Origin of the sequence: Nocardioides sp. (genome assembly GCF_041393715.1) — a bacterium.
Lineage (GTDB): Bacteria > Actinomycetota > Actinomycetes > Propionibacteriales > Nocardioidaceae > Nocardioides.
Map to the genome: position 1 here is coordinate 405,830 of NZ_JAWKJQ010000001.1, position 20,946 is coordinate 426,775.

The 20,946-nt window shown below is 72.9% G+C and carries 27 protein-coding genes; 15 read left to right on the forward strand and 12 right to left on the reverse strand.

Annotated elements, in window-relative coordinates; genetic code table 11:
• Positions 1 to 34: 34 nt before the first annotated feature.
• The 4 genes from R2740_RS02050 to R2740_RS02065 are packed head-to-tail and all read right to left on the reverse strand — an operon-like array spanning position 35 to position 4,206.
• The gene (locus R2740_RS02050) at positions 35 to 667 is read right to left on the reverse strand and encodes a nucleoside triphosphate pyrophosphatase (protein WP_371301016.1); all 633 of its coding nucleotides are present in this window, start codon (positions 665 to 667) and stop codon (positions 35 to 37) included.
• Positions 664 to 2,358, reverse strand: coding sequence for a DUF885 domain-containing protein (locus R2740_RS02055; protein WP_371301017.1), 1,695 nt, complete (start codon positions 2,356 to 2,358; stop codon positions 664 to 666). Before R2740_RS02055 ends, R2740_RS02050 begins: the two co-directional genes overlap by 4 nt.
• A gap of 22 nt (positions 2,359 to 2,380) precedes the next feature.
• The gene (locus tag R2740_RS02060) at positions 2,381 to 2,608 is read right to left on the reverse strand and encodes an acyl-CoA carboxylase epsilon subunit (protein ID WP_371301018.1); all 228 of its coding nucleotides are present in this window, start codon (positions 2,606 to 2,608) and stop codon (positions 2,381 to 2,383) included.
• Positions 2,605 to 4,206, reverse strand: coding sequence for an acyl-CoA carboxylase subunit beta (locus R2740_RS02065; RefSeq protein ID WP_371301019.1), 1,602 nt, complete (start codon positions 4,204 to 4,206; stop codon positions 2,605 to 2,607). The genes R2740_RS02060 and R2740_RS02065 overlap by 4 nt, the downstream gene beginning before the upstream one ends.
• Before the next feature lie 52 nt (positions 4,207 to 4,258).
• Here R2740_RS02065 and R2740_RS02070 point away from each other — a divergent pair, with 52 nt between their 5' ends.
• The 8 genes from R2740_RS02070 to R2740_RS02105 all read left to right on the forward strand — a co-directional run bounded on the left by R2740_RS02070 (position 4,259) and on the right by R2740_RS02105 (position 10,415).
• Complete coding sequence (locus R2740_RS02070) at positions 4,259 to 5,080, forward strand: biotin--[acetyl-CoA-carboxylase] ligase (protein WP_371301020.1); 822 nt, start codon at positions 4,259 to 4,261, stop codon at positions 5,078 to 5,080.
• 12 nt (positions 5,081 to 5,092) lie between these two features.
• Entirely contained in the window at positions 5,093 to 5,584 is a 492-nt protein-coding gene (locus tag R2740_RS02075; RefSeq protein ID WP_371301021.1) for a PH domain-containing protein, read from the forward strand.
• Entirely contained in the window at positions 5,571 to 6,608 is a 1,038-nt protein-coding gene (locus tag R2740_RS02080; RefSeq protein WP_371301022.1) for an adenylate/guanylate cyclase domain-containing protein, read from the forward strand. The genes R2740_RS02075 and R2740_RS02080 overlap by 14 nt, the downstream gene beginning before the upstream one ends.
• Positions 6,609 to 6,764: 156 nt before the next feature.
• Positions 6,765 to 7,097: a winged helix-turn-helix domain-containing protein gene (locus tag R2740_RS02085; RefSeq protein WP_371301023.1), complete on the forward strand. Its 333-nt coding sequence runs from the start codon at positions 6,765 to 6,767 to the stop codon at positions 7,095 to 7,097.
• 98 nt (positions 7,098 to 7,195) lie between these two features.
• Entirely contained in the window at positions 7,196 to 8,299 is a 1,104-nt protein-coding gene (locus R2740_RS02090) for a 5-(carboxyamino)imidazole ribonucleotide synthase (protein ID WP_371301176.1), read from the forward strand.
• On the forward strand, positions 8,214 to 8,810 hold the full coding sequence (gene purE / locus R2740_RS02095; RefSeq protein WP_371301024.1) for a 5-(carboxyamino)imidazole ribonucleotide mutase: 597 nt from the start codon (positions 8,214 to 8,216) through the stop codon (positions 8,808 to 8,810). The genes R2740_RS02090 and purE overlap by 86 nt, the downstream gene beginning before the upstream one ends.
• 10 nt (positions 8,811 to 8,820) lie before the next feature.
• Positions 8,821 to 10,281, forward strand: coding sequence for an alpha-amylase family glycosyl hydrolase (locus R2740_RS02100; RefSeq protein ID WP_371301025.1), 1,461 nt, complete (start codon positions 8,821 to 8,823; stop codon positions 10,279 to 10,281).
• Positions 10,272 to 10,415 carry a hypothetical protein gene (locus R2740_RS02105; protein ID WP_371301026.1) on the forward strand — a complete coding sequence of 48 codons (144 nt, stop codon included), beginning with the start codon at positions 10,272 to 10,274 and terminating at the stop codon, positions 10,413 to 10,415. Before R2740_RS02100 ends, R2740_RS02105 begins: the two co-directional genes overlap by 10 nt.
• On the opposite strand, the gene R2740_RS02110 is transcribed toward R2740_RS02105, so the two are convergent.
• Positions 10,394 to 10,813, reverse strand: coding sequence for a hypothetical protein (locus R2740_RS02110; protein ID WP_371301027.1), 420 nt, complete (start codon positions 10,811 to 10,813; stop codon positions 10,394 to 10,396). The two genes, R2740_RS02105 and R2740_RS02110, sit on opposite strands and share 22 nt — an antisense overlap.
• Before the next feature lie 871 nt (positions 10,814 to 11,684).
• Here R2740_RS02110 and R2740_RS02115 point away from each other — a divergent pair.
• From R2740_RS02115 to R2740_RS02125, 3 genes are all read left to right on the forward strand, one after another.
• Positions 11,685 to 12,062 carry a hypothetical protein gene (locus tag R2740_RS02115; protein WP_371301028.1) on the forward strand — a complete coding sequence of 126 codons (378 nt, stop codon included), beginning with the start codon at positions 11,685 to 11,687 and terminating at the stop codon, positions 12,060 to 12,062.
• The gene (locus R2740_RS02120; RefSeq protein ID WP_371301029.1) at positions 11,992 to 12,546 is read left to right on the forward strand and encodes a hypothetical protein; all 555 of its coding nucleotides are present in this window, start codon (positions 11,992 to 11,994) and stop codon (positions 12,544 to 12,546) included. The genes R2740_RS02115 and R2740_RS02120 overlap by 71 nt, the downstream gene beginning before the upstream one ends.
• Before the next feature lie 131 nt (positions 12,547 to 12,677).
• Complete coding sequence (locus tag R2740_RS02125; RefSeq protein WP_371301030.1) at positions 12,678 to 13,004, forward strand: hypothetical protein; 327 nt, start codon at positions 12,678 to 12,680, stop codon at positions 13,002 to 13,004.
• Between the two features lie 41 nt (positions 13,005 to 13,045).
• On the opposite strand, the gene R2740_RS02130 is transcribed toward R2740_RS02125, so the two are convergent.
• The 4 genes from R2740_RS02130 to R2740_RS02145 all read right to left on the reverse strand — a co-directional run bounded on the left by R2740_RS02130 (position 13,046) and on the right by R2740_RS02145 (position 15,161).
• Entirely contained in the window at positions 13,046 to 13,348 is a 303-nt protein-coding gene (locus R2740_RS02130; protein ID WP_371301031.1) for a hypothetical protein, read from the reverse strand.
• Positions 13,349 to 13,486: 138 nt separating this feature from the next.
• Complete coding sequence (gene arfB / locus R2740_RS02135; RefSeq protein WP_371301032.1) at positions 13,487 to 13,948, reverse strand: alternative ribosome rescue aminoacyl-tRNA hydrolase ArfB; 462 nt, start codon at positions 13,946 to 13,948, stop codon at positions 13,487 to 13,489.
• Positions 13,939 to 14,721, reverse strand: a complete 783-nt coding sequence (locus R2740_RS02140; RefSeq protein ID WP_371301033.1) for a hypothetical protein — start codon at positions 14,719 to 14,721, stop codon at positions 13,939 to 13,941. Before R2740_RS02140 ends, arfB begins: the two co-directional genes overlap by 10 nt.
• Positions 14,718 to 15,161: a CoA-binding protein gene (locus R2740_RS02145; RefSeq protein ID WP_371301034.1), complete on the reverse strand. Its 444-nt coding sequence runs from the start codon at positions 15,159 to 15,161 to the stop codon at positions 14,718 to 14,720. The genes R2740_RS02140 and R2740_RS02145 overlap by 4 nt, the downstream gene beginning before the upstream one ends.
• A gap of 53 nt (positions 15,162 to 15,214) precedes the next feature.
• Here R2740_RS02145 and R2740_RS02150 point away from each other — a divergent pair, with 53 nt between their 5' ends.
• Positions 15,215 to 16,399: an acyl-CoA dehydrogenase family protein gene (locus R2740_RS02150; RefSeq protein ID WP_371301035.1), complete on the forward strand. Its 1,185-nt coding sequence runs from the start codon at positions 15,215 to 15,217 to the stop codon at positions 16,397 to 16,399.
• Positions 16,400 to 16,410: 11 nt separating this feature from the next.
• On the opposite strand, the gene R2740_RS02155 is transcribed toward R2740_RS02150, so the two are convergent.
• A complete protein-coding gene (locus tag R2740_RS02155) occupies positions 16,411 to 17,280 on the reverse strand; it encodes a CopD family protein (RefSeq protein WP_371301036.1) in 870 nt (289 codons plus the stop codon).
• On the reverse strand, positions 17,162 to 18,007 hold the full coding sequence (locus R2740_RS02160) for a hypothetical protein (RefSeq protein ID WP_371301037.1): 846 nt from the start codon (positions 18,005 to 18,007) through the stop codon (positions 17,162 to 17,164). The genes R2740_RS02155 and R2740_RS02160 overlap by 119 nt, the downstream gene beginning before the upstream one ends.
• 205 nt (positions 18,008 to 18,212) lie before the next feature.
• On the opposite strand from R2740_RS02160, the gene R2740_RS02165 reads away from it, so the two are divergent.
• Genes R2740_RS02165 through arr form a run of 3 tightly spaced genes read left to right on the forward strand, consistent with a single transcriptional unit; the run spans position 18,213 to position 20,294 of the window.
• A complete protein-coding gene (locus R2740_RS02165) occupies positions 18,213 to 19,379 on the forward strand; it encodes a cysteine--tRNA ligase (RefSeq protein WP_371301038.1) in 1,167 nt (388 codons plus the stop codon).
• A 43-nt stretch (positions 19,380 to 19,422) separates the two neighbouring features.
• Entirely contained in the window at positions 19,423 to 19,869 is a 447-nt protein-coding gene (locus R2740_RS02170; RefSeq protein ID WP_371301039.1) for a nitroreductase family deazaflavin-dependent oxidoreductase, read from the forward strand.
• A 5-nt stretch (positions 19,870 to 19,874) separates the two neighbouring features.
• Positions 19,875 to 20,294, forward strand: coding sequence for an NAD(+)--rifampin ADP-ribosyltransferase (arr, locus tag R2740_RS02175; RefSeq protein ID WP_371301040.1), 420 nt, complete (start codon positions 19,875 to 19,877; stop codon positions 20,292 to 20,294).
• 12 nt (positions 20,295 to 20,306) lie between these two features.
• On the opposite strand, the gene R2740_RS02180 is transcribed toward arr, so the two are convergent.
• A complete protein-coding gene (locus tag R2740_RS02180) occupies positions 20,307 to 20,936 on the reverse strand; it encodes a hypothetical protein (RefSeq protein WP_371301041.1) in 630 nt (209 codons plus the stop codon).
• Between the last annotated feature and the right edge of the window lie 10 nt (positions 20,937 to 20,946).

Consider the following 20,946-nt stretch of genomic DNA (forward strand, 5'->3'; position numbering starts at 1 on the left):
CCGACTCGACGGGCAGTGCCTGGATCCAGGCGTGTCAGTGGGGCCAGAGCCCGACCCATCTGTGCCCCAGCTCGGCGACCAGCTCGCGGACCAGGGGCAGGCTGACGCCGACCACGTTGTGGTGGTCGCCCTCGATGCCGGTGACGAAGGCCCCGCCCAGCCCGTCGACGGTGAACGCACCGGCCACCAGCAGCGGCTCGCCGGTGGCGACGTAGGCGTCGATCTCGTCGTCGCCGAGGTCGGCGAAGTGCACGGTCGTCGAGGCGATGGCGGCCGCGACGCGGCCGGTGGTCGCGTCGGTCAGGCAGTGTCCGGTGTGGAGGACGCCGGTGCGCCCGCGCATCGCCTGCCAGCGTCGGCGGGCGTCGGCGGCGTCGTCGGGCTTGCCGAGGGCCTCGCCGTCGAGCTCCAGCACCGAGTCGCAGCCGAGCACCAGCGACGGCCTCGGCAGGTCGTCCCGAGCGGCCACGGCGGCGCACTTGAGCTCCGCGAGCTGCAGGGCGAGCTCGGCCGGCGGCAGGCCGTCGAGCTGCGACTCGTCGACGCCGGAGACCATGACGACCGGCTCGACGCCGGCACTGCGCAGGGTGGCCAGCCGCGCGGGCGACGCGGAGGCGAGCACGAGCGTGGTGCCGTCGCGTGGAGGCGCCTGCGGAGCGCCGGTCACAGGCGTCCCAGGGCCGCGCGCAGCGGGTCGAGGCCGAGTGACCCCAGGTCGAGCGCGGCTCGGTGGAAGCCGCGGAGGTCGAAGGCGTCGCCCTGGCGTGCCTGCGCGTCGGCGCGTGCCTCCAGCCAGATCCTCTCGCCCACCTTGTACGACGGCGCCTGACCGGGCCAGCCGAGGTAGCGGTTGACCTCGAACACGATGAACGCGTCGTCCATCCGGCAGTGCTGGCGCATGAACTCCAGCCCGAGCTCGGGCGTCCAGCGCTCCCCGGGGTGGAAGCCGAACGGGTTGTCGCGGGGGATCTCCAGCTCCAGGTGCATGCCGATGTCGACGACCACCCGGGCGGCCCGGAACCCCTGGGCGTCGAGCATGCCGAGCCGGTCGGCCGGGTCGGCGAGGTAGCCCAGCTCGTCCATCAGCCGCTCGGCATAGAGCGCCCATCCCTCGCCGTGGCCGCTGACCCAGCACAGCAGCCGCTGCCACCGGTTGAGGCTCTCGCTGCGGTAGGCCGTCTGCGCGACCTGGAGGTGATGGCCGGGCACCCCCTCGTGGTAGACGGTCGTCACCTCGCGCCACGGGCTGAACGTGGTGATGCCGTCGGGCACCGACCACCACATCCGCCCGGGCCGGCTGAAGTCTTCCGACGGACCGGTGTAGTAGATCCCGCCGTCGTTGGTGGGGGCCAGGCAGCACTCGATGCGGCGGACCGGCTCGGGGATGTCGAAGTGCACGTCGGCCAGCTCCGCGACGGTCCGGTCGGCGAGGTCCTGCATCCACCCGCGGAAGGCGTCCTTGCCCTCGATGAGGCGCGCCGGGTCGGCGTCGAGCGCCGCCACCGCCTCGTCGACGCTCGCCCCCGGCCTGATCCGCTGGGCGGTGGCGGCCATGTCGTCCTCGATCCGCTTCAGCTCCTGCCAGCCCCAGGCGTAGGTCTCCGCGAGGTCGATCTCGGCACCGAGGAAGTAGCGCGACGCCAGCGCGTAGTGGTCGGGACCGACCGCCTCCTTCTCCCGCCCGCGCGGGGCCAGCTCCTCGCCGAGGAACCTCCCGAAGTCGGCGTACGCCGAGGAGGCGGCGGCCGCATGCTCCCGCAGCTGGGCGGCCAGCGTCTCGGGCACGTCCGCGCCGGCGACCAGGCCCGCGAAGAAGTCGCCGGCGTCACCCTCCTGGCCGGTCCAGTTGCGGACTTGCCCGGCCACCTCGGCGTACTGCCGGGCCGCGGAGAGGTGCCCCTCGGCGGCCTCCTCGAGCAACGTCGCGCGGTAGCCGTCGAGGGTCGACGGGATGCCGGCCAGCCGGGCGTCGATGTTGGTCCACGCCTCCTCGCCGTCGGTCGGCATCAGGTCGAAGGCGTCGCGGATCGCGTGCAGCCCGCTGGTGAGCACGCTGACCTCCGACCGCTGGTAGCCGGCGTCGGCCAGCTCCTGGGTGAGGCCGAGTCGCTCGAGGAAGGCGGCCTGTGCCACCCGCTCCCGCTCGTCGGTGGGCGCGGCGGCTCGCGCGGCGGCGAGGGCGGCCCGGGTGAGCTCGTCGCCGGCCGCCCACCCGTCGGGAGACAGGTCGGGCAGCTCGTGGTCGTGACCGGCGATGCCGGCGTAGGTCGCGGCCAGGGGGTCGTGGGCGGCCAGGTCCTCGACGTACTGGTCGCAGACGGCGTCGACGGGGCGGTTGGCGGGGTCGGCTGTGGTCACCCGACCGACTCTAGGCCAGTGCCTAGGGTAGGGCGCTGGTGCGCCACCCGCCGGGTCCCGGCGTCACCGGCCGGCGCATCATCCGGGCCGGGTCGGCCCAGCGGGAGCGGGGCCTCGGAGGCGGCGGAGCGCTCGGCTGCAGGGCCGCGAGGGCCACCACCAGGGCGGCGATCTCCTCCGGAGACGCGTCGGGCGTCACCACCCTGAGCTCGGGCGTCCCGCTGCTCGCGGGGACTCCGTCCCCACTCACAGCGGGATGTTCCCGTGCTTCTTGGCGGGCAGTGAGGCTCGCTTGGTGCGGAGCACGCGGAGTGCCTTGATCACCTCGGGGCGGGTGTTGCGGGGTGAGATCACGCCGTCGATGTAGAGCCGTTCGGCTGCTTCGTAGGGGTTGGCGAGCTTGGTCTCGTACTCCTCGATGAGCTCGGCGCGGAGGGCTTCGGGATCGTCGGCGACCTTGAGCTCGTGGCGGTAGAGGATGTTGACGGCTCCCTGGGCGCCCATCACGGCGATCTGCGCGGTCGGCCAGGCGAGGTTCATGTCGGCGCCGAGGTGCTTGGAGCCCATCACGTCGTAGGCGCCGCCGTAGGCCTTGCGGGTGATGATCGTGACCAGCGGCACGGTGGCCTCGGAGTAGGCGTAGATCAGCTTCGCCCCGCGCCGGATGATGCCGTCCCACTCCTGGTCGGTGCCGGGCAGGAAGCCGGGCACGTCGACGAAGGTCAGGACCGGGAGGTTGAACGCGTCGCAGAAGCGGACGAAGCGGGCGGCCTTCTCCGAGGCGTCGATGTCGAGGGTGCCGGCCAGCTGCATCGGCTGGTTGGCGACCACGCCCACCGGCCGGCCCTCGACGCGGCCGAGGCCGACGATGATGTTGGGGGCGAACAGCGCCTGGACCTCGAGGAAGTCCTGGTCGTCGAGGACCGCGCCGATCACCTCGTGCATGTCGTAGGGCTGGTTGGGCGAGTCGGGGATGATCGTGTCGAGCGTCCGGTCGAGGTCGGTGTTGTCGAGGTCGACCGCGACGTCGTAGACCACCGGCTCGTCGAGGTTGTTCTGCGGCAGGAACGACAGCAGCGCCTTGACGTAGTCGAGCGCGTCGTCCTCGTCGGAGGCCATGTAGTGGCTGTTGCCCGACTTGGTGTTGTGGGCCCGGGCGCCGCCGAGCTCCTCCATGGTGACGTCCTCGCCGGTGACGGTCTTGATCACGTCGGGGCCGGTGATGAACATCGCGGAGGTCTGGTCGACCATCACCGTGAAGTCGGTGACGGCGGGGGAGTAGACGTGGCCGCCGGCGCAGTTGCCCATGATCAGCGAGATCTGCGGGATCACGCCCGAGGCGTGCACGTTGCGCTTGAAGATCTCGCCGTAGAGGCCGAGCGAGACCACGCCCTCCTGGATCCGCGCGCCGGCGCCCTCGTTGATGCCGATGATCGGGCAGCCGGTCTTGATGGCGAGGTCCATCACCTTGCAGATCTTCTCGCCGTAGACCTGGCCCAGCGACCCGCCGAAGATCGAGAAGTCCTGGGAGAAGACACACACCTGGCGACCATCGATCGTGCCGAAGCCGGTGATCACCCCGTCGCCGTAGGGCCGCTTCTTCTCGAGGCCGAAGTTGGTCGACCGATGCCGCGCCAGCTCGTCCATCTCGACGAACGAGCCCTCGTCGAACAGCGCAAGGATCCGCTCGCGGGCCGACTTGCGGCCCTTGGCGTGCTGCTTCTCCTTCGCCCGCTCGTCGGCGACCCGCACCGCCTCGTCGAGCCGCTGCTCCTTCTGCCTGAGCTTGCCGGCGGTGGTCAGCAGGTCCTGGGCGGGCGTCTCGTCGGGGTGCGGCTGTGCGGTCACGCGGTTCTCCTCGTGCTGGCTCGCTGTCTGCGCATCGGCCAATCTAGTGGGCATGAGCGATGACCGGGCAGCACGGCCCCCTCTCGACGCGACGAGGCTGCGGGAACTGTCGACGAGCGTCCGCCCGGGTGCCCCGCCCTTCGCCGTCGAGGTGGTGGCGGCGACCGGGTCGACGAACGCCGACGTGGCCGCTCGGGCGCGGGCCGGCGCGGCCGAGGGCCTGGTCGTGGTGGCCGAGCACCAGCAGGCGGGCCGAGGTCGGCTGGACCGCAGGTGGGAGACGCCGGACCGGGCCGCGCTGACCTTCTCGGTGCTGCTGCGCCCGCCCGCGGATGCGCCGTCGTGGACCTGGCTGCCGCTGCTGGCCGGGGTGGCGGTGGCCTCCGCCGTGACCGAGCTCGGCATCGCGGCCGACCTCAAGTGGCCCAACGACGTGCTGGTCGGCGAGCGCAAGCTGGCGGGTCTGCTGGTGGAGCGGATGGAGACCCCGGACGGGCCCGCGGCGGTGGTGGGGATCGGGCTCAACGTGTCCCAGACCGGCGACGAGCTGCCGGTGGCGGAGGCGACCTCGATGAGCCTCGAGGGGGCCGACGTGGACCGCACCTTCCTGCTGGAGGTGATCCTGCTCCGCCTCGGCGAGGCGTACGCCGACTGGCTGTGCCCCGGGGGCGTGGCGGCGCTGCGGGCGGCGTACACCGAGCGCTGCGGGACGGTCCGCGGCCACCGGGTCCGGGTGTCGATGCCGGGGGGCTCCGTCGTCGAGGGGGAGGGCGCCGGGCTGTCCGCCGACGGCGGCCTGCTGGTGTGGAGCAGCGCCGGCGTCGTCACCGTCAACGCGGGCGACGTGGTGCATGTCAGACCGGCGGAAGGGTGAGAGGATCACCCCGTGGCGATCAACCCGAAGCTCCTCAACGACGGCGAGAGCGTCGTCGTCAGCACCCGCACGCATGCGAAGGCGCTGATCCTCCCCGTGCTGTCCGGCCTGCTCATCCTGGCCGCTGCCGCCTTCGCCGAGGCGACCGTCGTCAGCGGCACGGGCTCGACGGTCATGTGGGTCGTCGCGCTGCTGCTGCTGGCCTGGTTCGTCGGCCGGCCGGTGCTCGAGTGGATGACGGCGAGCTACACCATCACCGACCGCCGACTGATCACCCGCAACGGCATCCTGACCCGGCGCGGCCACGACATCCCGCTCGCCCGGATCTCCGACGTCGCCTACGAGATGGGCGTCATCGACCGGATGCTCGGCTGCGGCACGCTCATCATCAGCGACGCGAGCACCCACGGTCGGGTGCTGCTGCACGACATCCCGCAGGTCGAGGACACCCAGCGCCAGCTCAACGTGCTGCTCCACGACGTGCACAACGATGACGGGGACTGAGCCCGAGCCCGGAGGGCCGCAGCCCGGAGCACCGGACCCCGGAGCGCCGGACCCGGGAGCGTCGGAGCGGCTCGAGCACGCGATCCTCGGGGAGACGCCGACGCTCGACGCCCGCGAGGTCGCGCAGGAGGCGGGCGTCGACGTGGAGCAGGCGCGCCGGCTGTGGCGCGCCCTCGGCTTCCCGGAGTACGCCGGCGACGTGGCCTTCAACCGCGCCGACGTGCGGGCCCTGCGTGAGGTCACCGAGGTGGTGGCGGCCGGCGCCCTCGACCTCGACACCGCCGTCAACCTGACCCGGGCCGTCGGGCAGACCATGGCCCGGCTGGCCGACTGGGAGGTCGCCAACCTGGTCCAGCGGATCGAGGCCATCGAGGCCTCCGAGGAGGCCAGCGGCAGCCGGGTGACGACGGCGCTGCAGATGGTCGACCAGGTCCAACCGACCTTCGAACGACTGCTGGTCTATGCCTTCCGCCGGCACCTGGCCGCGGCCGCCTCCCGCGTGGAGGCGCTCGGCTCGGTCGAGGAGGACCTGCACACCATCGACGTGACGGTCGGCTTCGTCGACATCGTCGCGTTCACCGCGCTGTCCAACGAGCTCGACGAGGACCGGATCGGCGACCTCGTGGAGGTGTTCGAGACCCGCTGCGCCGACATCATCGCCGCCCACCGCGGCCGGATGATCAAGAGCATCGGCGACTCGGTGCTCATCGTGAACGACGACCCCGAGCGCGCGCTGGAGACCGCCGAGCAGGTGATCGCGGTGGTCGGCCGCGACGGCCGGCTGCCCGACATCCGGATCGGACTGGCCACCGGGTCGGTGGTGATGCGGATGGGCGACGTGTTCGGCCGTCCGGTCAACCTGGCGGCCCGGCTGACCGCGGTCGCCCGCCGCAACCGGGTCATCGTCGACCGCGCCACCGCCGACCTGCTGCCCGAGGAGCGGTTCTCGACCCGGCCGCTCCCGGCCCGGCCGGTGCGCGGCTTCGGGGTGCTCGAGCCGCTCACGGTGCGCCGTCGCGACTGAGGTCCTGGGGCCGGCCGGACCGGCCACGCGCCCGGTCTGGACCGCACTAGACCGGTCTGGACGCCCCTGGGTGGGGCGAGGACAATCCCCTGTGAATCGGGACCAGTTTCGCGGATTCGACCGCGCGCGCGACCGGCTTTACCTACGGTTCGGTACGTGCTGACAGTCCAAGATGTGCGCCTCGACCCGAGCGAGCGCCGGGTGTGGCGGGGGGATCGCGAGATCGTCCTGTCGCGCAAGGAGTTCGACCTCGTCCACGCACTCATCCGCCGCGCGGGACCGGTCGTGTCCCGTGACGAGCTGATGCGCGACGTCTGGCACACGACGTTCTGGACCTCCTCGAAGACCATCGACGTCCACCTCGGCTGGGTGCGCCGCAAGCTCGGCGACGACCCGCGCAACCCGGTGCTGATCACCACGGTCCGCGGCAAGGGGCTGCGCTTCGAGAGCGGCGGCCCCGACGAGGGCCGCAACCACTCCGTGGCCTGATCCGCCCGGTCCCGGGCGGACGGCTAGGCTCGCGCCTTGTGAGTGCGACCGCCGACGCCCCGACGCTCGCCGTCATCGGCGGCGGCCAGCTGGCCCGGATGATGGCGCAGCCCGCGATCGCACTCGGCCTCCCGCTGCGGCTGCTCGCCGAGGCCGACGGCGTCTCGGCCGCCCAGGTGATCCCCGACCACCTGGTCGGCGACTACCGCGACCTCGACACGCTGCGCCGCGTGGTCGGCGGCTGCGCCGTGGTGACCTTCGACCACGAGCACGTGCCGACCGACCACCTGCACGCCCTCGAGGCCGACGGGGTGGCCGTCCGCCCCGGGCCGGAGGCGCTGGTGCACGCGCAGGACAAGGCGGTGATGCGGGAGCGCCTCACGGCTCTCGGAGCGCCCTGTCCCCGATGGGCGGTGGTCGCCTCGGAGGCGGAGGTGGCCGACTTCGGGTTCCCCTGCGTGCTGAAGACCACCCGCGGCGGCTACGACGGCAAGGGCGTGTGGCTGGTCCGCTCCGTGGCGGAGTGCGCCGAGCCGCTCCGCGTCGCCGCCGAGGCCGGCGTACGACTGCTGGCGGAGGAGTACGTCGAGTTCCGCCGGGAGCTGTCCGCCCTGGTGGCCCGGGCCCCGAGCGGCCAGGCGGCGGCCTACCCCGTCGTGGCCACGCTCCAGGTCGACGGCATCTGCCGTGAGGTCGTCGCGCCGGCCCCCGACCTCGACCCCGCGCTCGCCGCCGAGGCGCAGCAGCTGGCCCTGAGGGTCGCCGGCGAGCTCGGCGTCACGGGGATCCTCGCGGTCGAGCTGTTCGAGACCGCCGACGGCCGGGTGCTGGTCAACGAGCTGGCGATGCGGCCGCACAACACCGGTCACTGGACCCAGGACGGCGCGGTGACCTCGCAGTTCGAGAACCACCTGCGCGCCGTGATGGACCTCCCGCTCGGCTCGCCCACGCCGCGCGAGACCTGGACCGTGATGGTCAACATCCTCGGCGGGCAGCACGACACCGGGCGGCTCTACGACGGCTTCCCGCACGCGCTGGCCCGCGACCCCGGGCTGCGGGTGCACCTCTACGGCAAGTCGTTGCGCCCGGGGCGCAAGGTGGGCCACGTGAACGCCTATGGTGACGATCTCGAGGACTGCCTGGAGCGCGCGCGGCACGCCGCCGCGTGGTTCGCCGGAGAGCTGGGAGACCACAGTGAGTGACGCAGCCAGGGTCGGCATCGTGATGGGCTCCGACTCCGACTGGCCGGTGATGCAGGCGGCCGCGGAGGCGTTGCGCGAGTTCGACGTGGCCCACGAGGCCGATGTCGTCTCCGCGCACCGGATGCCCGAGGAGATGCTGGCCTACGGGAAGCAAGCCGCCGGTCGCGGGCTGTCGGTGATCATCGCCGGGGCCGGCGGGGCCGCCCACCTGCCCGGCATGCTCGCCGCCGTCACCCCGCTCCCGGTGATCGGCGTGCCGGTGCCGCTGCGCACGCTCGACGGCATGGACTCCCTGCTGTCGATCGTCCAGATGCCGGCCGGGGTCCCGGTGGCGACGGTCGCCATCGGCGGCGCCCGCAACGCCGGACTCCTGGCCGTGCGGATCCTGGCGGCGTCGGACCCGGCGCTGCGGGCCCGGATGGAGGAGTTCCAGGCCTCGCTGAAGGAGTCCGCGCAGGCGAAGGGCGACGTCGTACGCCGCGAGGCCGGTGGCGGCCGGGTCGGCTTCTGAGGGCGGGTCGATGACCGCCGAGTGGCTGCGCGACGCCGTCCTCTACGAGATCTACCCGCAGTCCTTCGCCGACAGCGACGGCGACGGCATCGGTGACCTCCGCGGGGTGATCGACCGGCTCGACCACGTCGCCTCGCTCGGCGTCGACGCGATCTGGTTCAACCCGTGCTTCGCCTCGCCGTTCGTGGACGCGGGCTACGACGTGTCCGACTATCTGCAGATCGCCCCGCGCTACGGCACCAACGACGACCTGGTCGAGCTCGTGGAGAAGGCGGGGGAGCGCGGCATCCGGGTGCTGCTCGACCTGGTGGTCGGGCACACCTCGATCGAGCATCCGTGGTTCCAGGCCGAGCTGCACGCCGCCGGGCCGAGCCCGGAGGGGGACCGCTACATCTGGACCGAGGAGCTGCCCGACCGCCGGTGGGTGGTCGACCTGCCGGGCACGCCGTCGTGGGTGCCCTCGCCGGGGCCACGACCGGGGTGGTACCTCCGCAACTTCTACGACGAGCAGCCGGCGCTCAACTTCGGCTGGCTGGAGCCCTCCGAGCCGTGGATGGACGCGACGGACGGTCCCGGCCCGCGGCGCAACGTCGCGGCGCTCCGGGAGATCCTCGACTTCTGGCTCTCGCGCGGGGTGGCCGGCTTCCGCGTCGACATGGCCTTCTCGCTGGTCAAGGACTTCGAGATCGAGGGCGGCCTGGCGGCGTCGACGGCGATCTGGCGCGAGCTGCGCGAGTGGCTCGACGAGGCCCACCCCGACGCCGTGCTGATCCCCGAGGGACCCGAGCCGCGGACCGGCGAGCGGCTGGCGTTCGACGCCGACTTCGAGCTGGTCATCTTCCAGGCGCACTCCAGTCTCTTCGACAACCGCGGCGCCGGGCAGCTGCCGTTCCACGGGCACCTCGAGCCGTTCTTCGACGCCGAGGGCCGCGGCAGCACGCGGGTCTTCCTCGACGCGATCGCGAGAGCCCGTGAGACGGATCGCCGGCGCATGGTGCTGCTGGCCAGCGCCGACCACGACTTCTCCCGGATGCGCTGCGGCTCCCGCGGGCCGGAGCAGCTGGGGGCGGCGTACACCTTCCTCTTCACGTTCGGGACCGTGCCCTGCCTCTACTACGGCGACGAGATCGGGATGCGCTACCTGCCCGGGATGCCCGACGTCGAGGGCGCGATCTGCAACCCGGGCTACAACCGGGCCGGCTGCCGCACGCCGATGCAGTGGGACGACGGCCCCAACGCGGGCTTCTCGACTGCCGACCCGTCGCGTCTCTACCTACCGGTCGACCCCTCACCCGACCGGCCGACGGTCGCCGCCCAGGACGGCGTGCCGGACTCCACGCTGACGCTGGTCCGCGAGCTGCTCGCGCTGCGCCGGGAGACGCCGTCGCTGCAGGGCACCGCCTCGACGCGGTGGTCTCGGAGGGCTACCCCTTCGCCTGGGTGCGCGGCGAGACGCACCTGGTGGTGGTGAACCCACGGGCCGAGCCGGTGGAGTGGGCCTCCGAGGAGGTCGAGGGTGCGGAGCTGGTCTGGGGCTCGGGCGTCCGGGTCTGGAGATCCGAGCTGTGGGTCGACGGGTTCGGCTACGGCATCCTGCGGGTGTAGTCGATCTCCCAGGTGACCTGCCACGCGGCGCCGTCGGCAGACGACTCCCAACGCCAGTGGAAGGCGTCGTCGGCGAGGTCGGTGAAGACCATCCGCTTGAGCAGGGGAGGGTCGTCGACCGGCGTCGGCGTACCGAACGACGGCGAGCCGTCGACGAGGCCCCCGAGGAAGTGCCAGTAGCTGCCGTCCTGGTCGACCCAGGTCTGCTGCCAGCGTTGCGACGGCTCGTGGAACACCGAGACGCTGCGCCCCGACCAGGGCTCGGGCGCGTCGATCTCGAAGCGCTCGACGATCACCCGGCCGCCCAGCTCGCGGGAGACCCGGTTGACCGCGTGGCCGCCGTCGAAGTGGCAATCCCAGGTGCCGATCCAGAAGTCGAACGCGTCGCGGCCCAGCATCTCGCCACGGTAGCCGAGGAGGTGCTCGGGCGGCGGGTCCGCTGTGGTTGCTGTTCGTGGGCGGTAGGGGCGGAGCGCCGCTGGGGTTGCGGCGGGTTCGGCGGCTGCCGGGTCTGCTTCCTGTTGCGGTTCTTGGCGGTGACGAACGGAGCGCCGCTGGGGTTGCGGTCGCCCGGCGGCTTCCGGGTCTGCTCCGGGGCTCGGGGCGAGGCGTCTCTGGTGGTGGATCTTGTGCCGGATCTGGGGTTTGGGATCGGGTCGAAAGTTTCTTTGGATATCGTCTCATCTCAGTGGGACAGATGGGGTCTGAGCAGGCGTGATTGTCGGTGGTGGGTGGTTGGGTTGACCTATGAGCCAGTCAGCCGATCACCGTGCGGGGTCCCGACACCGGGGTCGCCGGATGCGGTGTTGTCGGCTGCCCGCAACCACCAGCGGGCGGTGGTGTGGGGTGAGGCCGGGCTGCTGGCCTCGGCGGTGGAGTGGGCCTCGATGCACGAGCCCACCGATCTCGGTGGAGGCCGCGTCGTGGTGGGAGGCCGGCCACGTGCTGCCGCTGGCCGGGCCAGGTGCCCCGGAGATCGCCGAGTACGCGGTGGCGGAGTTCGCCACCGCCCTGGGTCTGACCACCGATGCCGGGTCGGCGGTTGATCGGGCACGCCCTCGAGCTCGCCTATCGGCTGCCTCGGTTGTGGGGGCTGGTGCAGGAGGGCCGGGTCCCGGTGTGGCGGGCCCGCCGGGTCGCCGACGCCACCATGTGTCTGTCCCGGGCGGGGGCGGGGTTCGTGGACCGTCAGGTCGCCGCCGTGACCGGGCGGGTCTCGGTCTCCCAGCTCGACGCGCTGATCCTGGAAGCCAAGATCCGCTGCGACGGGTGGAGCGGGAGGACCCCGAGAACCCCCACCCCGACGTGCCCGACACGCGCCACGTGCAGGTGCACACCGATCAGGTGTCCTTCACCGGCACCGTCGCCGTCACCGGTGAGCTGGACCTGGCCGACGCCCTCCACCTCGACCAGGCGCTCGCTGCCGGTGCCGAGCAGCTGAAGCTCGCCGGGTCGACCGAGTCGCTGGATGCCCGCCGGGCGACCGCGTTGGGTGAGATGTCCCGGACCCAGCTCGCCCTCTCCTACGACGACCCGACCGGCTCGGCCGCTCCGACCGCTGCGTCCCGCGCGGCCGGTGACGTTGTTCCTCCACCTCTCCGAGCAGGCGCTCACCGGCGACGCCGGTGGCCGGGTGGGGCGGTGTGAGAACACCCGCACCCCGATCGACGCCGAGACCATCCGGGCGTGGTGTGGCCACCCCGACGCGACCGTCACCGTCAAGCCGGTCCTCGACCTGGCCGGGCATGTCCGGGTGGATCAGTACGAGGTCCCCGACCGCCTCAAGACCCTGGTCGACCAGCGCGACGGCCACTGTGTGTTCCCGTGGTGCACCAGACCAGCCCGACGGTGCGACCACGACCACGTGGTCCCGTACGACGACCGACCCCGACCGGGGGCCGACCTGCGGCTGCAACCTCGCCCCGCTCTGCCGGAGCCATCACCGGTTGAAGACCCACACCCGTGGCGCTACGCCGTGATCGAACCCGGGACCTACCTCTGGTCGACCCCGCACGGCTACCGCCTGCTCGTGGACGAGACCGGCACCCGCGACGTCAGTCCCGACGGCCTGCCCATGACGGCCAACTGCCTCCACCTCGTCGACGGCGACCCCGACCCACCCGACCAGTAGCCACCCCGCCCCGACACCCCGCCGTACCCAGCCCCGGCGGGGACCTCGGCACGCCCGGACCTCGGCAGAACGGCGTTAGCTCTCGGGGCGACGTCCAGTGGGTGCGGTGGGCGCGATGTCAGAATCTGTCCATGACGGTGGCGACTCGATCTGCCACGGTGACACCGCTCGCCGACGCACCGTGGGGCAGGGTCACCGTGCTCGCCCAGCTGTGCCTGTTCCTCATCCCCGCTGTCACCGCATGGACATCGACCCTGACGAAGACCGCAGTGATTCCACTCGCTGCGCTGGCTGTGACGTTGCTCGTGGGAACCGGGCTGTTGTTCTCCCGGGCGTGGCGGAGGGCCGGTGGGCGAATCATCATGGGCACGTTGGCTGCCGCCGTGCTGGAGGTCTTGCTGACCTTCCTGCTGGTTCTCGCCTACTCGTCGGCCAACCCAGGATGGGATCTCTCGTAGACCCTCGCAGCCGTTGCCCGACCGCCCGCTTCCGGCGCGGCCTAGGAGTACCCGCCGGAGGGTATCTGGACCGCCATCAGCGAGAAGAGGACCACGTAGAAGATCACCCATGAAGCGACCACGCCGACCAGCACGGACAGCCCGATGGGGCGCGAGGCCCGGGGTATTGCCAAGGCAGCGCCCAGCACCGTCAGCGCAACGGTTGTCATGTACAGCGCGCCTTCATGGTCCCGGTGGTCCGGATTCCCGACGAAGAAGATGAAGGAGGCGTTCGCGGCCGCCACCAGGAGCGCCGTTCCTGCCAGCACCCATCGCTGGTGGTTCAGGGTTTCTGCACTGGCCACCGAACGCTCCTTCCACTCCTCGTTGGCACCGCGCCGATCATGTCTCATGATGGCCGGAACCGCATGAGTACGCGCGCGCACTCTGCCGCGGCCCGCGGTCGGCATGGCGTCCGCTCAGCAGCGGCCGCGACCCGATCCTCAGTCCCACCGCACCCGTCGCCGCAGCGCCTTGGTCTCGGCACGATGCCGCTTGCCCTCGAGTCGGCGCTCGCGGGCGCCGCGCGTGGGGCGGGTGGCGCGACGGACCGGAGGTGGGGGAGCCAGGGCGGCGCGGAGCAGCTCGGCGAGGCGTTCGCGGGCGGTGACCCGGTTGCGGTGCTGGGAGCGGTGCTCGGAGGCGACGACGACGAGGCGGCCGTCGACGAGGCGGGCGACCAGCCGGTCCGCCGCACGGGCCCGCTGGGCCGGGGTCAGCGCGTCGGACGACGAGACGTCGTACTCCAGCTCGACGCGGGAGTCGGTGGTGTTCACCGACTGGCCGCCCGGTCCGGACGAGCGGGAGAACCGCTCCACCAGCTCCGCGGCCGGGACCCCGAGACCGTCGGGCAGGCCGGGCCCGGGCGGCACCCGGAGGTCGCGCCCGGGGGCGCCTAGCGACACGAGCCGGCCGCTTCGACGACCAGGTCGGCGACCTGGGGGAAGCGGTTGACCAGCCCGATGGAGTGGGCCTTGGTGTCGACGCGCAGCACGTGGTCGGTGTCGGCCGCGGCCGCGATGTCAGCGGCTGCCGCGGCCACGAGGGTGTTGCGGGTCTCGGTCGCCACCCACACGTTGTCCGGCAGGTCGACCAGCTCGGTGCCGTCGACCTCGCCGTGGCTGTCGCTGCTCACCAGCACCGGCGACACCGAGATCACCACGCAGGGCGCGGGGTCGAGGTCGGGGAGGGCCGCGAACATGATCGAGTTGCCCATCGAGGAGGCCATCACCCCGACCGACGAGGCGCCGTGCGAGTCGAGCCAGGCCACCGCGGTCGCCAGGTCGCCGGGCTCCGCGGTGAGGTCGCCCTCGCCGGGCGACGAACCCTGACCGCGACGGTCGAAGAGCAGCACCCGCACGCTCTTCTCCTCGGCGATCCGGCCGGCCAACGGCAGCCAGTCGCACAGGGTCTGGCCGGCCCCCTGCCGGATCACCAGGCCGGTCTTCGCTCCGGCCGGGCCGACGGTGGCCGCCCCCAGCGTGAAGCCGTCATCGGCCTCGAGGGTGACCCGCTCGGCGTCGGCGGGCACGCGGTCGCACTGGTCGGCCAGCGAGGCGTCCGGCGCCGAGGTCGCCCGCTCCTCCTGGATCAGGGTCCAGGCCCACACCGCGGCCACCACGAGCAGCAGCACGGTGCTCCCCAGGACCACCCCCGGGAGCCAGCGCGGGCGGGTCATCGACGCCTCGCCCACTCGATCGCGGGACAGGTGTCCATCACCATCGGGACGCCGGCCGCCCAGGTGCGCTCGAAGGCCGCCACGTCGATCACCCCGAGCTGCAGCCAGACTCCGCCCGCGCCGATGGCAACCGCCTGGTCGGCGAACTCGCCGGCGAACTCCGACCGCCGGAACACGTCGACGACGTCGAGGGGGAACGGCACGTCGGCGAGTGTGGGATAGCCCCGCTCGCCGAGGACGGTCGGCGCGTCGGGGTGGACCGGCACGATCCGCTTGCCGCGCTGCTGGAGCAGCTCGGCGATGGTGTAGGCCGTCCGTGACCGGTTGCCCGAGAGCCCCACCACCGCCCAGGTCTCACCCTGGTCGAGCATCCGCGCCACCGCGTCGGGGTCGCGCCAGGAGCGCGGAGCGGCCCCCGTCTCCCCCTCGGATGTGACCATGTCCACGACTCTAACGGTGGTGAACGACCATTAACCGTTCCTAGACTGGCCGGATGACTCCGCAGTCCGGCTCCGACCAGCCGATGTTCGCCCTGTCCGAGGAGCACCAGGCCATCCGCGAGGCGGTGCGCGCGGTCTGCGACGCGAAGGTCGCGCCGTTCGCCGCGGCCGTGGACGAGGAGGCGCGCTACCCCACCGAAGCGGCCGAGGCGCTGCTCGCCAGCGACTTCCACGCGCCCCACGTGCCCGAGGAGTACGGCGGCGCCGGCGCCGACGCGCTGGCCACGGTCATCGTGATCGAGGAGGTCGCCCGGGCCTGCGTCAGCTCCTCGCTGATCCCGGCCGTCAACAAGCTCGGGTCGCTGCCGGTGATGATCGCCGGCTCCGACGACCTCAAGCAGCGCTACCTCCCGCGGCTCGCCGCGGGCGAGGGTGGCTTCTCCTACTGCCTCTCCGAGCCCGATGCCGGCTCCGATGCCGCCGCGATGAAGACCCGGGCGGTCCGGGACGGCGACAGCTGGGTCCTCGACGGCGTGAAGCGCTGGATCACCAACGCCGGAGTCTCCGACTTCTACACCGTGATGGCGGTGACCGACCCCGATGCCCGCACCCGAGGCATCTCCGCGTTCGTCGTCGAGAAGTCCGACGAGGGCGTCTCCTTCGGAGCGCCCGAGAAGAAGCTCGGCATCAAGGGCTCGCCCACCCGCGAGGTCTACTTCGACCAGGTGCGGATCCCCGCCGACCGGATGATCGGGGCGGAGGGCACCGGCTTCGAGACCGCGATGCAGACCCTCGACCACACCCGGATCACCATCGCCGCGCAGGCGCTCGGCGTGGCCCAGGGAGCGCTCGACTTCGCGCTCGGCTACGCGAAGGAGCGCCAGCAGTTCGGGCGGCCGATCGCCGACTTCCAGGGCCTGCAGTTCATGCTCGCCGACATGGGCATGAAGGTGGAGGCCGCCCGCCAGCTGACCTACGCCGCCGCCGGTCGCTCCGAGCGGGGCGACCGCGACCTGACGTTCTTCGGCGCAGCCGCCAAGTGCTTCGCCTCCGACGTCGCCATGGAGGTCACCACCGACGCGGTGCAGGTGCTGGGCGGCTACGGCTACACCCGGGACTACCCCGTCGAGCGGATGATGCGCGACGCCAAGATCACCCAGATCTACGAAGGCACCAACCAGGTGCAGCGGATCGTGATGGCTCGCCAGCTGCTCGCCGGCATCCAGAGTGAGCTCTGAGCTCGGCGCGGCTAGGGTGCGACGGCGACGAGCACCGCGGTGACCACGAGCACCACCGCCGCGGTGGCCACCTCGATCACGAGCACGGTGGCCAGCTGCCGGACCGTGGTCGTCGTGCTCGCGGGGGCGGGAGCCACGGAACGGCGGAACGCCACGTCCAGGGCATAGCTGCGGGCCCCGAGGCCGGCGACCACCATGGCGGCCACCAGCCCGACCTTCGCCATCAGCCACCAGCCGTAGGCCGTGCCGCCGCCCTCGAGCCCGCCCATCACGACAAGGCCGTGCAGGGCTCCGCTCAGCGCCAGCAGCCCCAGCGCGGCGTAGGAGATCGGCAGGAACGCCAGCACCTGGTCGTCGAAGTCGGCCGGCTGCCGGCGCGGCAGCACCAGCACCACCAGGGCGACGAACCCGCCGACCCAGGTCGCCGTGGCGGCCAGGTGGACGGTGAGCAGCAGCCAGGTGGCGACCGACCCGTCGTCGGACGTCGCGGCCGACTGCCCGGCCACCGTCGCGGCCAGGGCGAAGGTCGCGGCGGCGGCGGCCAACCGGCTGCGGTCGGACCCCGGGTGCTCGGGCGGGTCCACGGTGACGCCGACGAGCAGGGCGAGCACCGCCAGCTCGAGCAGCGCGGACGCACCCGCGTCGCGGGAGACCGCCGAGGTCAGCGCGACGTCGGCCGAGGCCCAGCGAACGCCGAGGGCGGCCAGGCCGCTGACACCGCTCATCGCGGCGCCGACCAGCACCAGGCGGCGCAGCCGGCCGTCATGCATGCCGTCGGGCCAGACCCCGGCCCAGAACGCGGCCACGCCGGCGGCCACCACGAACCCCGCGGCGTGCGCGGTCGTCAGGCACCCCAGCAGCACCTCGGTCGGCCCGCTCACGACGCTGGCTCCGTGATGGCGACCAGGACCAGGGCGCTGCGTCCGCGCAGCGCCTGCGCAGCTCGACGCCGTCATCGGTGGCGACCGCGCACCGCTCGGCGCCGCGCGGCAGCAGCGGGCAGGTCAGGGCGGACACCGACGGCCCGCTGGCCCGGACCATGACCCGGCCCGCCGGGCCGGCCTGGGAGAGCGGGCCGACCGCCGCGCGCGTCCCACCTGCCGGATCTGCGGCCGAGGTGCCGCGCAGGACGTAGCGCAGGGAGTACGCCGCGGTGCCCGTCGGAAGGAAGATCGACAGACCTGCCTTGCCGACCTCGTCGGGCACCTCGCTCGGCCGGCCGTCGACGGTGAGGCGCAGGTCGGTCGCCGTGGGCGAGAGGTCGGCGTGGTCGGGTCCGGCCCGGCTGACGTCGGGAGGTCGCAGCCGCACCTGGTCCTCGGCCTGCCGCAACCGGACCGTCTCGACGACCTCCAGACCGCCCTCAGCCAGCGGGGTCACTCGCAGGTCGATGCCCGGCTTGGACAGACCCGGGCCGGTTCCGGTGACGTCGTCCGCGAGCGCGTCGGCGGCGGAGTCCGACGCACCGGCCGCGGCGGCGCGGACCTCGGCGGTCGGGTCGGCGGTGAGGTAGTAGCCCCCGGCGGCCACGGCGAGGGCGAGGGCCACGACCATGGAGACGGCGCGTGGAGCCACGGACCCGTGGGTCGCCTTGTCATCGCCGGCCACCGGTTCGTCTCCCTCCTCCGCGGGCGACCCCGCTCTCGAGGTCGCCTCCTCCCACCCCCGTCCGCCGGCGCTCGGCCGGGTGTCCCGCACCGATCATCGCCTATCGAGCCGACGCTGGGCAGGTTTCCCCCGGCGGAAGGCCGGGCGGCGCTGCCCGGGCCGAGCCGGCGCGGCCGCGGTGGTCGGCGTACGGCATGATCGGGCCATGGCAGTGAGCACGTCGGGAGTGATCGGGTTGGCCGGGCGCTACGACCTGCCCGAGGCGGCAGGTCCGCGCGCCGCCCATGTCGTGCTGGCCGGGGCGCCGCTGCCGCTGGCCGGGACGCTGCGCGTCTACACCTGCGGCATCACCCCCTACGACGTCACCCACATCGGGCACGCCGCCACCTTCGTGTGGTCCGACGTGCTGGTGTCGGTGGCTCGGGCCCTGCAGGTGACCACGATCTCGGCTCGTAACGTCACCGACGTCGACGACGTGCTGACCCGGGCCGCGACCAGCCACCACCGGCACTACGACGAGCTCGCGGTCACCCAGGAGTTCATGTTCGACCGCGACATGCAGGCACTGGCGGTCGCCCGGCCGGACCAGACGCCGCACGCGCGGGCGCACGTGACCCAGGTGGTGCAGCTGGTCGACGCGCTGCTCAGCCTCGACCGGGCCTACGTCGTGGGCGGCACCGTGTTCTTCCGCGCACCCGCCGACCTCGACCGCGGCGGGCTCAGCGAGGAGGAGGCGCTCGCGGCGTTCGCGGAGTTCGGCGACCGAGCCGACGACGGCCGCGAGTCGCCGTGGGACGTGCCGATGTGGAAGCCGTCGGGCGAGGACGACCCGGCCTGGCCCTCACCCTGGGGCTGGGGCCGGCCCGCCTGGCACGTCGAGTGCGCCGCGATGGCCACCGCCGTGTTCGGTCCCTCGGTCGACGTCCTCGTGGGAGGGGCCGACCTGGTCTTCCCCCACCACGCCTACCAGGCCGCGATGGCCGAGGCCGCCACCGGCGTGGCGCCGTTCGCACGTCGGCAGCTGCACGTCGGCACCGTCGGCTACGACGGCGCCAAGATGGCCAAGTCGACCGGCAACCTGGTGCTGGTCCGCGACGTGCTCAAGGACGTCCCCGGCGCCGTGCTGCGGCTGCTGCTCCTCCACCGGCCGTGGTCGCAGCCGTGGAGCTATGACCACGCCGGTCTGGCCGAGTCGGCCGACCTGCTCGCCCGGCTGCGCGAGGGCGCCCGGTCCTCGGGCGACGACGGGCGCGCCGAGGTGCTCGCGGCGCTGGCCCACGACCTCGACGTCCCCGCCGCGGTCGAGGTGGCCCTGGAGACCGGTGGCGGCGCCGCGCGCCAGCTGCTCGACGTGCTCCGGCTCGGCCGCTAGGGGCCTGCGGGAACACTCGCGCCGCCCGCGCGGTTGGGCACCCATGACGCTTTCGGGAGACTACGGGCCCAGCCCCGAGCAGTGGGTGCGTGACCAGGTCGAGGCCTACGAGTCCTCCGGCGGTGCTCGCGGCAACACCCTGCCCGACACCGGCATGCCGGTCGTCATCGTGACCTCGGTCGGGGCCCGCAGCGGCAAGCTCCGCAAGACCCCGCTCATACGGGTCGAGCACGACGGGTCCTACGCCCTGGTCGCCTCCAAGGGCGGCGCCCCCTCGCACCCGACCTGGTTCCACAACCTCGTCGCCGACCCGCAGATCGAGCTCCAGGACGGGCCGGCGCCGCGAGCGATGACCGTGCGCCTCCTCGAGGGCGAGGAGAAGGCCGCCTGGTGGGACCGCGCCGTCGCCGCCTACCCGCCGTACGCCGACTACCAGGAGCGCACCGATCGGGCCATCCCGGTCTTCCTGGCCGAGCCGTCCGGGTCCTGACTCCGATGTCCGACGTGCTCGACCCCGGACCGTTCTTCCACGGGACCCGGGCCGACCTGGGCGTCGGGGAGCTCCTGTCCTCGGGGTTCCGGTCGAACTACCGACCCGAGGTGGTGATGAACCACGTCTACTTCACCGCGCTGCGAGACGGCGCCGGGCTCGCCGCGGAGCTCGCGGTGGAGCTCGCCGGCGGCGGGACCCCGCGCGTCTACCTGGTCGAGCCGACCGGGATCTTCGAGAACGACCCCAACGTCACCGACAAGAAGTTCCCCGGCAACCCCACCCGGTCCTACCGCAGCGCCGAGCCGCTCCGGATCCTCGCCGAGGTCACCGACTGGCGGCGGCTCACGCCCGAGGAGCTCCAGGCCTGGCGGGAGCGCCTCGCCGTGCTGACGGGTCCGGGCGGCGGGGAGATCATCAACTGAGGCCTCGTCGCGTCACGGCGACGTGGCTCGGCGCCACCGCCAGAGGCCGGCTCCTGCCAGCACGGCACCGGCGGCTGCCGCCAGGAGCCACGGTGCCGGCGACCGTGACGGTGTCCCGGCGTCGGCGCTCTCGACGGCCGGGGTCGTCGGGGCCGCAGGTGACGGGGCCGCAGGTGACGGGGCCGCGGGTGACGGGGCCGCGGCAGGCGTGGCCGCGGGCCCGGTCCAGCGGATGACCTGCTTCTCCAGCCCGCCTCGCGCGGGCGCGGTCCCACCGCACAGGCTCGCCGTGAGGCCGTCGGCCCCCTCGTTGAGGAAGAACGTGTAGCGGCGGTCGGCGGTCATCCCCTCCAGGCCGCAGGAGGCGCCGGACACGGCCGAGGTGAACTCGACCTCGCTGCCGGCATCGCCCTTGAGGACCCGGTCGACCGTGACCGTGTAGGTGACGGGGTCGGTGCTGCTCATCACCTGCTGCTGCGGCGGGTCCTGCAGCTCCGCGAGGGTCCCGGTCACGATCACGTCGGCCCGCTCGACGTACTCCTTCGTGCTCGCCATCGCGCAGCTGCAGGCGAAGCTCGGGCCGGCGACCGCGAGCACCAGGCCGCCGACACCGAGCAGCACGGCCAGGGTCAGCCTGATCATCCGCATGGGC